The sequence below is a fragment of the Rhizobium sp. SG741 genome (assembly GCF_012275435.1).
Lineage (GTDB): Bacteria > Pseudomonadota > Alphaproteobacteria > Rhizobiales > Rhizobiaceae > Rhizobium > Rhizobium lusitanum.
Genome location: NZ_JAAZQP010000016.1, coordinates 30,426 through 42,435, shown reverse-complemented (window position 1 = coordinate 42,435; position 12,010 = coordinate 30,426). Strand labels below are relative to the sequence as shown.

5 protein-coding genes are annotated in these 12,010 nt (G+C 63.4%); all 5 read right to left on the bottom strand.

All coding sequences use genetic code 11. The features are described from left to right. Positions 1-52 precede the first annotated feature (52 nt). Positions 53-3,619, bottom strand: a complete 3,567-nt coding sequence (gene addA / locus FHT29_RS29740) for a double-strand break repair helicase AddA (protein WP_168600817.1) — start codon at positions 3,617-3,619, stop codon at positions 53-55. Then, positions 3,612-6,803 carry a double-strand break repair protein AddB gene (gene addB, locus FHT29_RS29735; protein ID WP_168600816.1) on the bottom strand — a complete coding sequence of 1,064 codons (3,192 nt, stop codon included), beginning with the start codon at positions 6,801-6,803 and terminating at the stop codon, positions 3,612-3,614. Before addB ends, addA begins: the two co-directional genes overlap by 8 nt. Positions 6,804-6,808: 5 nt before the next feature. Further along, positions 6,809-7,540, bottom strand: coding sequence for a nucleotidyltransferase family protein (locus FHT29_RS29730; protein ID WP_168600815.1), 732 nt, complete (start codon positions 7,538-7,540; stop codon positions 6,809-6,811). 77 nt (positions 7,541-7,617) lie between these two features. Then, positions 7,618-9,129, bottom strand: coding sequence for a tRNA (adenosine(37)-N6)-threonylcarbamoyltransferase complex ATPase subunit type 1 TsaE (gene tsaE, locus FHT29_RS29725; RefSeq protein WP_168600814.1), 1,512 nt, complete (start codon positions 9,127-9,129; stop codon positions 7,618-7,620). Further along, positions 9,126-11,711, bottom strand: coding sequence for a PAS domain-containing sensor histidine kinase (locus FHT29_RS29720; RefSeq protein WP_037195542.1), 2,586 nt, complete (start codon positions 11,709-11,711; stop codon positions 9,126-9,128). The genes tsaE and FHT29_RS29720 overlap by 4 nt, the downstream gene beginning before the upstream one ends. Positions 11,712-12,010 lie beyond the last annotated feature (299 nt).

Sequence of the window (12,010 nt, the reverse complement as noted above, 5' to 3'; positions counted from 1 at the left end):
GCGGTTGCTATGTATGTGAGGGGGCGGCGCCTGAATTTCAATGTCCGATATTTCACTTTGTCTGGAGCTCCGCAAGCGCCAATGCAAGGGCGTCGTCGGACAGCGTATAGATCGAAGCGTTTTCGGTATAGACCAGCAGGCAATCGACGCGTTTTCCCGGATAGAGCGGCGAAAGGATGGAGCGGTAGATAGCAAGCTGCGCTTTGTGCGCGAAGGGAATGTCCCGCTCACTGCCCGGGGGCACGCGATTCGTCTTGTAGTCCAGGATGACGATGCGGTCGTCGAGTACCGCCAGACGGTCGATGCGGCCCGAGACGGCATAGGACTGGCTGCCGAGCGTCAACGTGCCCATGATCGAGACTTCGGCCTGGGCATGCGCGCTGAAGGTGCCTTGCAGGTCCGGGTGCGAGAGTAGCGCCATGACGGAGCCGATCAATGCTTCCCGCTCGGCCTGGGGCCAGAAGCGCGCGGCGCGCTCGGCGTAGCGCCGCGCCGCGTCGGCGCGATCCTCCGGCGCGATATCAGGCAGTGTCTGCAGCATGCGGTGGATGAAGCGGCCCTTCTGCAGAGCGTGGTCGGACTTCGCCTTCTCGCCGAAAAGCGCCGAAGTGACGAGCAGATTGTCGGCCTCATCGTCGATGACGGTGCCGACCCCAGAGGGGCTGAGCGGCCGGGGAAGGTTCCTCTGCGGCGGCAGCGGTCGGCTGAGTCCCGCAGGCAAGCCCGCCCGCTCCATCAGTTTCTCCGGCTCCGGCATGATTTCGAAATCGAGCTTCACTTGCGCAATTCGCCAGCTCAAGCCCTGCCAGTCACCATCAGCGCCGGAGAAAGTCCGCAACGTACAATGCTGCTCGTCCTGGCGCAGCGCCGCCGAAATCATCGCGTGCCATGTATCGCTGTTTTCGCGGATGCCGCGGTAGCCGCAGATGATCAGCCGGTCGGCAGCGCGCGTCATGCCGACATAGAGCAGGCGACGATATTCTTCCTCGGTCAGCGACTGCAGCCGCGCCGTATCGGCCTGCGTCAGCGAATTGGCAAGCGCGGAGACCGGCACCCAGACCGGCAGCGGGATCTGGTCCTTGCCGGTTTCGATCAGCCGCATCTTCGGCAGATGCGTATGGGTAAAGGCCTTGCCGCCGCCGTCGACGAGGAACACGATCGGCGCCTCCAGCCCCTTCGAGGCATGCACCGTCATGATCCGCACTTCGTTGCGGCCCTTGTCCTGCTCGCGCTTGACGGTTGGTGCTTCCAGTTCCAGCGTCGAGATGAAGGATTGCAGGCCGGGCAGGCCGCCCGTCTCGTGATCCAGCGCGAAGGTCAGGAATTCGTCGAGGATGTCGCTGACCTCGGTGCCGAGCCGCGCCAGAAACTGCCGCCGGCCGCCGAAGCTGCCGAGCACGCGAGCGTAGAAGTCATGCACCGCCAGGCTTTTCGACAAAGCAAGGAAGGTCTTCAGCTGTTCGACGGCCCGGCTAAAGCGGTCATGGCCGTCTTCGGCGAACCGTTGCAGATGGCTCCAGACGCTCTCGTGGTCATCACGATAGGCCGCGACCGCGAAGACATCCTCTTCGCTGAGGTCGAACAACGGGCTTTTCAGCAGGGCGCAAAGCGAAAGATCGTCTTCCGGCAACAGCAGGAAGCGGCCGAGCGCCAGGAGATCCTGAATGGCGATATGGCTGGTCAACACCAGCCGGTCGGCACCGGCGACGGGAATGTTGCCGCGCCGTTTCAGGGCGCGGGTCAGCGCGTTGACGAAACTGTCGCGCTTGCGCACCAGCACGAGAATGTCGCCGGCTTCGATGAAGCGGGCCTTGCCTTTCTCGATAATCGTCTCTCGCCCGATGAGGTTGCCGATCGTCTGCGCCATCCGCCGCGCCAGGATGGCGGGCGGTGCGCTTTCCGGCGTCGAATCGAAAGGTGCCGTCCAGTCCTCCTCCTTGGCAGCCGGTTCCGGCGCGATCATCTCCCAGAGATCGACGGCGCCGGGATGGCCGATGCGGCTGGAGCGGTGCACCACCGGCTCGTTGACGGCGCTGAGCCCCCTAGCGTTCTCCGGGCTGGTGAAGATATGGTCGACGGCGCCGAGCACATCGGCCGTCGAGCGGAAGGACAGCGGCAGCCGAATCGACGAGAACCGCAGGCCGCTGGCATCCACCCGTCGGCGGGTGCGATCGCTTTCCTCGGAAAAGCGCTCCGGCCGCGCGCCTTGGAACGAATAGATCGATTGCTTCTCGTCGCCGACGGCAAAGATCGTCCGCAGCGTCGGCCGCGCGCTTTCGCCGGCGAAGAAATCCTCCGCTAGCGACTGGATGACGCTCCACTGGATCGGGCTGGTATCCTGTGCCTCATCGACAAGGATGTGATCGATACCCTTATCCAGCTTATAGTGAATCCATGGCCCGACGCCCTTCTTGTTGAGAAGGTCCGCCGTGCGGGTGATGAGATCCTCGAAATCGAGCTGGCTGCGCCGCTTCTTCAGCTCCTCATAGTCTCGGTTCAGCCGGTCGGCGAGGATAAGGGCAGCGCGGGTCGCCCGGTACATCCGCATCAGTTTCAGCCGGTCGCGGCAGGCAACGACATGAGCGCGTGCCGCCGCCACTGCATCGGAAAGTGCCGGAGCGTCCGCCAGCATCGCCTTCACAAAAAACTGGCTGTCCGATTTCGGTTCGCCTTTCGCGGTCAGCATGACCTTTTCGAGTATCTCGGCGCGGGCGATAGCATCCGCTTCACGTTTGGCGAGGCGCAGCGCATAAGCGATCTCCTGTGCTTTTGCACCGCCCTTCTGATCGGCGAGCGTGAGATAGAGCTCCAGCGTCGCACCGAAGAGGCCGGGAAGCGGCCAGTACTGTTCCGCAATGCCGGCTTCCGTGTCGTCGGCGGAAAGTCCGAGCCGCGCCAGCAGCGTCGCTTCAAGGCCGCCCTGTCGCTCCGCCGCTTCGGTAAAGCGGCGGATGGCGTTGCGTTTGGCGACGATATCGCCGAGCAGCGTTTCCAGGCCCGATTCATCGCCGAGATCGAGCACATAGGCAAAGGCTTGTGCCAGCTCGGCATCGCCGTGCGGCGTCGCGGAGGCCAGCAGCGCGCGGCGCGCATCCTCGAGTAGGGTCGCCGCCGCACGGTCGTCGAGAACGGAGAAATGCCCGGCGACATTCGCCTCGAGCGGGAATTGATGCAGCAAGGCCTCGCAAAAGGCATGGATCGTCTGGATCTTCAACCCGCCCGGCGTCTCCAGCGCCTTGGCAAAGAGCCGACGCGCCTCGGCAAGCTTGAAGATATCCGGTTCCGCGCCCTCGATATCGGCGATGCGCGTTTTCAACTCCTCGTCCGGCATCGTCGCCCAAGTTGCCAGCCGGTCAAAGACGCGGTTCGACATTTCGGAAGCGGCGGCCTTGGTATAGGTGAGGCAGAGGATGGCCGAGGGCCGGGCGCCAGATAGCAGCAGGCGGATGACGCGCTGGGTGAGCACATGCGTCTTGCCCGAGCCGGCATTGGCCGAAACCCAGGCCGAGCGTTCGGGGTCCGAGGCGATGGATTGCTGGATCGTCGTCCAGCTGATCCAGACGCCGGGGTCGTCGCTGTCGGGCAGGCCGGCTGGTTCGCTGGCGGAAAGCTCACTCATCGCCGCCGCCTTCCTGTTCGCTTTCTGCCGTCGACCATTCCGAAACGCGGGCGAGGTGATCGTAATCGCCGCCATATTCGAACTGCTGGGCGGGGATCAGCCGCGAGGAGAAGCCCTTCTCGCCGGATTGCAGCAGCGAAACGAATTTGACGAACTGGTCCATCGCTTCCTGCGCCAGGTCCATAGCCGACTTTGTTTCCGTCTTGCTGCCGCGGCTGGAATGTTCGTTGTTGACCTGATCGACCTTGAAACGATCGCCCGGCCGCAGCCGCACGTAAAGCAGGTTTTCGGGAACCATCGCGCCGATATTGCGGAAGGCACCCTGTCTGAGCGCATAGGCCTCCAGCGCCAGCTGCGGGTCGAGCAGCGCGCGGGCCTGCGGCGGCGAGGGATTGTAGCCGGTCTTGTAGTCGATGATATCGGCCGCCTTGTCGCTCTTGATGTCGATGCGGTCGGCGACGCCAGTCAGCCTGACGCCGATGGGCCCGATTTCGACACCGGCCGGCACTTCCGTCGCCGTCTTGCGAACCTCCGGCCGTCGTTCCGCTTCCCAGGAGAGAAAGGCGCGGGCCACTTCGCGGAAGCGCGGCCGCCAGACGCTGTCGATATGGTCAGGCAGCCGCTGTGCATCGAACAGCTCAGCGATGATGCGATCCATAGCCAGCGTCGCATCCGGCGTGCCGGCAATGTGGCCTTCACGAACGAAGCGGTCGATGATCTTGTGATAGAGCGTGCCGCGCTCGGCCGGGCCGGGATCGCGATTGAACGGATCGACCGGATCGAGCCGCAGCACGCGCCGCGCATAGATGGCATAGGGGTCGCGACGCAGGCGGCCGACCTCGCTGAAGGAATAGCTTTTCGGCTGCAGTTCAGCGGGCGGCTTCGGCGCCGGCCGCAATGCCGGGGCCTGATTGTCGCCTTCGTCGATCAGGCCTGCCCAATGGCGGTATTGATCGCCGCGTGCCTTCAATGTGCTTTCAAGGTCTTCGCCGCCGAGCGCGATCAGCCGCTGCAGCCACCGGGAGGCGACCGTCGGCGTCGAACCCTGGCGCAGAGCGCGCGAATAGATGAGATCACGGGTGCCGTTTGCCATTTCGAAATCGTGGGCAAGCTGGCCGATGCGCCGTTCCGGCGGCTCAAGGCCGATCTCCGTCTTCATCGTGCGCGAGATGAAGGGATTGTTCGCCGTCTGTCCGGGCCATGAGCCTTCATTCAAGCCGCCGAGGATCAGTGTGTCGACGCTCTGCAGGCGCGCTTCAAGCGTGCCGAAAATGAAAAGGCGCGGGTGGCTGAGAGCCCGCGGCTTCACCGCCTGTCCCACGCAGAGGGCCGTCATGATGTCGATCCATTGCGGCCCGTCCGCCTCGAGCTGGCCTTCGGTATCGATGACTTCCTTCAGCAGGCTGGCGAGCGTATCTCCGGCTTCCCCGGACCAAAGCGCCGCCAGATCACCGCGCTCGTCGGTCGCGACGGCTTCGAGCGTCCGGCCGGTGCGCTCGGCCCATTCCGAAAGGGTAGGTAAGCCGTCGGCCGTCTGCAAGGAGAGTGCCGTCACAAGCGGCTCACATGCCCTGGTGACCCTACTCGCCAGCTCGCGTGCATGCTCCACGGATTCGGGGGGAAGCGATTTGCGCCATTGCGGCGCGTGGCGGTCGTTCGCCTGTTCGGCGAGCCTGATATCGAGCAGCGCCTCCAGCGTGCCGATATCGACATGGGTGACTCCGCCCCTGAGCGCCAGGATTTCCAGCGCGTCGACGCCGAGCCGGTGCGTCTGCGACGGCAAGCCGAAGCGGGCGAGGGGATGCTTGAGCAGCGAGACGATGGAGACGGGATCGCCAGGGCGGAGCGTCGCTTCGAGCAGCAATTGCAGCAGCGTGCCTTGCGGCATGGCCGAAAGCGGCGTGCCGGCCGAATCGTCGGCGGTGATGCCGAAACGGGATAGTTCTGCGGTCACGCGCCTTGCGAGGTTGCGGTCGGGCGTGATCAAGGCGGCCTGGCTTTCGCCGCCATTGCGTCCCGGCTTCTCCAGCGCCAGTCGCAATGCGATGGCGATTGCCGTCGCTTCCTCGCGCTCGTTTGCCGCCTCGATCAGGGCGACATCGGTGAAAGCGCTGGCTATGGCATCAGGAGCAAGCGTCTTGTGCCAGCTTCCCCAGCCGCTCGTCGCCTCTGCCGGCGCCAAAGCGCGCGACAGGATCTGCGCCCGCATCTGCATGCTCTCCGCCGCCTCGGCAACGGTTTCGACATCGTGACGGGTGGCATGCAAGCGCTTCAGCAGCAATGAAAGGCCGTATTGCGGATGGCTGCGCGTGGTCGGATCGGGCCTTTCGCCGGCGACTGTTTCCGGCGCGACGAGCTGCCAGTGCTCTTCCGGCATCGAAAGATCGAGTCCGGGCAGGACGATCACCCCCTGCGGCAACGAGGCGACGGCCGCGATCAGCTCCGCAGTTGCCGGCACCGAGCCGGTCGAACCCGCGACGATCACCGGTCCCGGATGCTGCGTCGCGGCAATCCGCTGTGCTTCGGCGCGAAGGATGGCATTGCGATTGCGGGCGGCGGAGGACTTGCCGAGCTCTTCGAGGCGCGCCGGCCAGAAGGCGCTGGCGATCGCCAAAAATTCGGCCGTCAGCTGCCACCAGAGCGCATGCTCTTCGGCGTTGAGACTGGCAAGCTCGCTCCAGTCCCGATCCTCGGTCTCAAGCGAATCGATAAGCTCGGCGAGATTGCGCGCCAGCCATATGGCATCGGCCGGGCTTGCGGGGGCGACGAGCGGTGAATCGGAATGGATGTCGCGCACGATCTGCGGCAGCTTGTTGCGCCAGGCAAGGATCAGCCGCGCCAGCTCCAGAAGCCGCGCCGTATTGGCAAGCGGCTGCGCCAGATCGGCCGTATCAGGCAGGGTTTCCTCGAAATAGCCGCTGTCGTCATCGGTTTCGCCGAGCGGGCGAATGACCGGCAGGATGGCGGAACGGCCGCCGAGCAGATCGACGAATTCCGAGCGCAGGACACGCGCCGCGCGCCGTGTCGGCAGGAAGATGGTGACCTTGGCGAGCGACAGCGGATCGTTCGGATCATGGCGGAAATGCTCGGTCAGCCGGCCGTCGCAGAGAGCGGCCGCAAGGGTCTTCAGGAAGGGCAGGCCTGTCGGGATCGTCAGGATGCGTTGACGGTGGCCGCCTGCCATGGGCCTCACGCAAACGCCCGGAAAGTCCGGATCGTTTCCTCCGCCTCGCCGACCGCCTCGGGTGTCCCCACAGTCAGCCAGTGTCCTTCGAGCATCGTACCGTAGAGCCGGCCGCGGGCAATGGCCTTGTCGAAGTATATATTGATGTTGAAGGCGTCATCCGGTGCGTCGTCGAGGAGCGACGGATCCATCGCGATGGCGCCGGCATAGACGACGCCGTCATGCGGCGCGTCTCGATAGCGCCGGAGCCGGCCGTCTTCAGCCATGCTGAAATCGTTCTTGCCGTTATGGCCCGTCGTTTTTTCCAGCTCGACGCAGAGCATGGCCATGTCCATGCGGGAGGCGTCGTAGAATCCGGCTAAACGCTCAAGGTTTGTCGGTTCGCCTGGCCGTTCGCCGATCCAGAACAGATCTGCATTCATCACGAAAACCGGGTCGCGGCTCAGCAGCTTGAAGCCTTTGACCAGGCCGCCGCCGTTGTTCATCAGCGCGTCCCGCTCGTCTGAGATCAGGATCTCGAGCCCGCGATAGCTGCGCAGATGCGCTTCCATCTGGTCGGCATGGTGATGCACATTGACGACTGCACGCTCGACGCCGGCTTCGGCCAATGCGTCCAGTGCGTAATCGATCATCGACTTGCCGGCGATCTTCACCAGCGGCTTCGGGATGGTGTCGGTGATCGGCCGCATGCGGGTTCCGAGCCCCGCGGCCAATACCATGGCTTGCTTGATGGTCATCTCGTCTCGAACTCGTGATTCGGTCGCTTGCTTTCCTTTAGCACAAGGCCGGAAAGCCGTCGCCGGGTCTTCGGTTGCTATGCCCTGCCGATACCGGCTTTCTCGCACCATTCGCGCAAGGGAGCCAGCGCCTCATGCTCGAAGGCGATGGCGAGATAGGCGAGGGTGCGCGGCATGTGCTTGAGGTAGCCGGGTTTGCCGTCACGCTGCAGCAGCCGCACCCAGAGGCCGGCGAGCTTGCAGTTGCGCTGCGCCGACATGATGGCCCAGCTTTTCAGGAACTTGGCCTCGTCGAAGCCGCCTTGGGCATGCCGAAGTGCGAGGTAGTCCGATATCAGCTGATCGTGCAGATCGCGCTCGATCGTCACGCGCGCATCCTGCACGAGCGAGGCGAGATCATAGGACGTAGGCCCGATCATCGCGTCCTGGAAATCGATGAGACCGATGCGCTGAATGCCCTTTTCCGCCGCCCGCCAGATGATGTTGGGCGAATGCATGTCGCGCAGCAGCAGGTTTTTTTCCGCGTCATCAAGCTGGTCGATGAGCTGATCCCAGATCGCCAGATAATCGGCGCGTTCGGCGTCGCTGGCCGGGGTGCCGCGTTTCCAGGGCAGATGCCAGTCGAGAAGCAGCCGCGCTTCCATCTTCATGGCGGTCCGGTCGAAATCCGGAATGTGATGGGTATGATCCGGCGTCACCGGAATATCGTGGGGAATGACAAGGCTGTGCAGATGTGCGAGGCACGCGACGCTGGCGCGATAGCGCTCGGCAATGGGCCTGCCATGCTCGTCGAGCACGCCATCGGTGCCGAGATCCTCGATCAGCAGGATGCCTTGCTCGTAGTCGACGGAGAAGATTTCGGGTGTGGCAAAGCCGTTCTCGCGGAGAATGTCGGCGAGAGCCACGAAGGGATAGGCATTCTCGGCGAGATGCGCGACCTTCGGATAGGGCTTGCCATCGAGCACCGCCGGTCCCTCCGGCAGTGGCGGCCAATCCATCAGGATCACACGGCTGCCCTCGCCACGCGGATAGATGGACTCATAGGCCCGCAGCGAGGCGTCCCCGGTCAGGAAGCGGCGCCGGGCGCCTGCATAGCCGTTGGCATCGAGAAAGGCGCGTATCGCCAGCACGCGCCGGATGCGCGCCATTTGCCTGGCCGGCGCCATGATCGTCGCGCGCCGTCCTTCACCCTCATGTTCCAGTTTGATTACGATGCGCTCTTTCGGCAGCTCGCTTTCCGCCATTTCAGGCCATTCGACGAGGCAGATGCCAGTCTGCAGCGCTTCGTCGAAGCCGAGTTCCATCAATTCGCTGGGATCGCCAAGGCGATAAAGGTCAAAATGGGAGACGGGGATGCGCAGCTCATAGGACTGCACGAGCGTAAAGGTCGGGCTTGGTACGTCGAGTTCCGCGTCATCGGCCATGGCACGCAGCAGCGCGCGTGCGAGCGATGATTTGCCTGCGCCGAGGTCGCCGGAAAGCGCCACGCAGTCGCCTGCCTTCAACGCCAGCGCCAGATCCTCCCCAAGCTGGGCGGTGGCCGTATCATCTGCGAGGAAGAGGGAGATGCTGGTGTCGGTTGCTGTCATTCTGCTGCGACGGAGTGGGGCAGTCCGGCGGACGGAATACGGCAGGTCACCTTCGTTCCCTTGCCTGGCTCGCTTTCGATCGAGACCTGGCCGTCATGCAGGCTGACAAAGCTTTCCACGATGGAAAGGCCAAGGCCCGCGCCGCTGCGCTTGCCGCCCTTGCCGTTGGAAGCGAAGCGGTTGAAGACCGTGTGGATCAGATCTTCCGATATGCCGGGGCCGTTGTCCGCGACCGAGAAGACGAAGTCCGTGCCTTCGCGTCCGCATGTCAGCGCGATGGTTGATCCTTCGGGCGCGAAATTGGCGGCATTGGTCAGAAGCTTGAGCAAAATCTGCTTCAGCCGCTGCTGGTCGGCGACAATGGAGCCGAGATGGGCGGGCACGGTGATTTCCAGCGTCACGCCGCTTTCCTGCAGCCGGTCGGCAATCTGCATCGATACTTCGTCTAGAAGATCGCTGAGCACGATCTCGGAATAGTTCAGCCGCATGATGCCGGCATCGACCGTCGCCAGGTCGAGAATATCGTTGACCAGCGTCAGCAGCACCGACGACGAGGTGGAGATATGGTCGATATATTCGGCCTGCCGATCGTTCAGCGAGCCGATGCCGGGCGTCTTCAGGAGATCGGTGAAGCCGATGATGTTGGTCAGCGGCGAGCGCAGTTCGTAGGAGACATGCTGGACGAAGTCGTTCTTCAGTTCGTCAGCCTTCAGCAACGCCTCGTTCTTCTCGGTCAGTGCCCGTTCGGCGCGCACGCTGTCCGTCTTGTTGACGAAGGTCAGCATGGTCTGCGCATTCGGCAGCGGAATGACGGCGTAGTCGAGCACCAGATTTGAATAGAGCTCCAGCGTCCCCTGCGACGACGGCCGCTCGTCATCGAAGCTGGTGATCTGCTCGGCAAAGCGCTTCCAGCCGTCCGGTCGGTCGTAGGAGGGCGTGCAGGCCTCGGCCAGCGCCTGGATATGCGTGCCGGGCTTGGCCTGCGCCTCCGTGATGTTCCACAGAATGCGGAAGGCCGGGTTTGAAAGGCGGATACGGCCATCGGGCCCGAAGACGGCGACGCCTTCGGATAGGTGGTCGATGGTCTCGCCCTGCACCTTGACCAGCGTATTGTAGCGCGTCTCAAGGTCGACCTGCTCGGTCAGGTTCTCGAACACCCACGTGGCGCCGCCCTGGGGATGCGCCGTGGCGAAAACCCTCAGAATCTGGCCATTGGGCAGGTGCCAGAGGTCGCTCTGCGTATCGAGCGCGCGATAGACCGAAAGGACGCCGTCCTTCCATGTCTTCCAGTTCAGCTGCTCGGGCAGCTTCTTGGCGCCGCGCAGCCGGTCCAGGATCTCGCTATTGTCGGGTCGCTTCTCGAGGAAGGCGATGTCGAGCTCCCAGAGCTGGACGAAAGCCTGATTGTAGAACTGCAGCCGTCTGTCGCCGTCGAAGATCGCAACCGGCGTCGCCAGATGATCGAGCGTCTCGGCATGGCTCTTCAGCGTACGCGCCAGCTCGGCCCGGACCGCTTCCGCCTCGGAAACGTCGATGGCGATGCCGGCGGAGCCGCTCGGAGACTTTACGTCGATGACGTCGAAGAACGTGCGGTTGCCGTGTACGACCGTCGAAATCTTGTCGTGAAAGGGCGATTCCGGGGTCGCCGAAGCGCGAATGCGCTCGCGGGCCACGGTCGTCAGGAATTCGCGCCCCTCGCGGATGGCTTCTTCCGTCGAGACGGCTTCAACAGCTTCGCCATAGGCCTGGTTGATCCAGGTCAGCTTGCCTTCGGCATCGCGCTGCCAGACCGGCAGGTCGATGGCGTCGAGCAGATTCTGGAAGGCGGAGATCGACGTCATCAGCCGGTCGCGCTCGATCTTCAGCTCGGCCAGTTCGGCGCGCAGATTGTTGAGCGCGATGAAGCGAACGAAGGCGCGGCCGCCGGAAATGCGGCCCTGCGCTTCTAGGATCTCGTCGCGGTTGGTCTCGACCACCATGTCGAAGCTCTGGCCGTTGCCGCGCAGCTTGTCGATCGCCTTGTCCAGCTCGCCGGCCGACCACGACTTCAGCCAGCGGCCGAAAGCAAGGAATTCGTTGTCCTGGGGCGCGCCGGTCTCGACCGGGAGTTGGCCGAGTAGCTCCGGGCGCGCATTCTGGCCATCCCAGATGACGATACGGCGGTTCTTGTCGGCGATCAGCGCCTGATACTGGGAAATGCGTTGATTGGCATCGGACAGCGCCGTGCGGATCTCGCGGCTTTCGTTTTCCAGATTGCCACGCTGCCGGACCATCCACACGGTCGACAGCAGAGCGGCGGAAATGACGCCGATGATGATGGAAAAAACAGCCATTTCGGAAGAGGTGAAGAGGCGCACGGTCGCCTGCGACGCGATGTTGCTCTGCGCGAGAACAGGACCCGCCAGGCCGGTAACGAGGCCGCCGAACACGCTGAGCCGCAACAGACGGGTCAGCGAGGCCAGCCGACCCTTGTCATTCCCTCGCTTCGTCCGCGGTAAAAACATATATGCACCGCCCTGCCGCAACCACGCTGCCGCTCCGCGTAGCGCTGGCTGATGCAAGTTGTCTTCCCCTTCAGACATAAGAGGTCTGTCTCCGTCCTTCAGAGCAAGATGCCGAAAAGTCTAAGCGGTTTTCGGATGACATCATGCTCTACTTATTTGATTGGAGAGCGGATTCAGATGTTAGGTCGAGCCGACCCAACATCATCCGGCTCTACTGTGCCGCATCCTGACAAGACATCCCATTTTCATGGCTCCGGGCGCGCCGGTTCGTCACGAATCAAGTTCAAAAACAATACTGCCTAAGGGAATCTGCGGGAAGGGAGCTGGCCAAAAAATAAGCCCCGGCATTTGTCAATGCCGGGGCCACAAGATGTTGT

Coding starts and splice junctions, on each gene's coding strand:
- tsaE (WP_168600814.1), bottom strand. CDS start 9,129: ATGACAGCAACCGACACCAGCATCTCCCTCTTCCTCGCAGATGATACG.
- FHT29_RS29730 (WP_168600815.1), bottom strand. CDS start 7,540: ATGACCATCAAGCAAGCCATGGTATTGGCCGCGGGGCTCGGAACCCGC.
- addA (WP_168600817.1), bottom strand. CDS start 3,619: ATGAGTGAGCTTTCCGCCAGCGAACCAGCCGGCCTGCCCGACAGCGAC.
- FHT29_RS29720 (WP_037195542.1), bottom strand. CDS start 11,711: ATGTCTGAAGGGGAAGACAACTTGCATCAGCCAGCGCTACGCGGAGCG.
- addB (WP_168600816.1), bottom strand. CDS start 6,803: ATGGCAGGCGGCCACCGTCAACGCATCCTGACGATCCCGACAGGCCTG.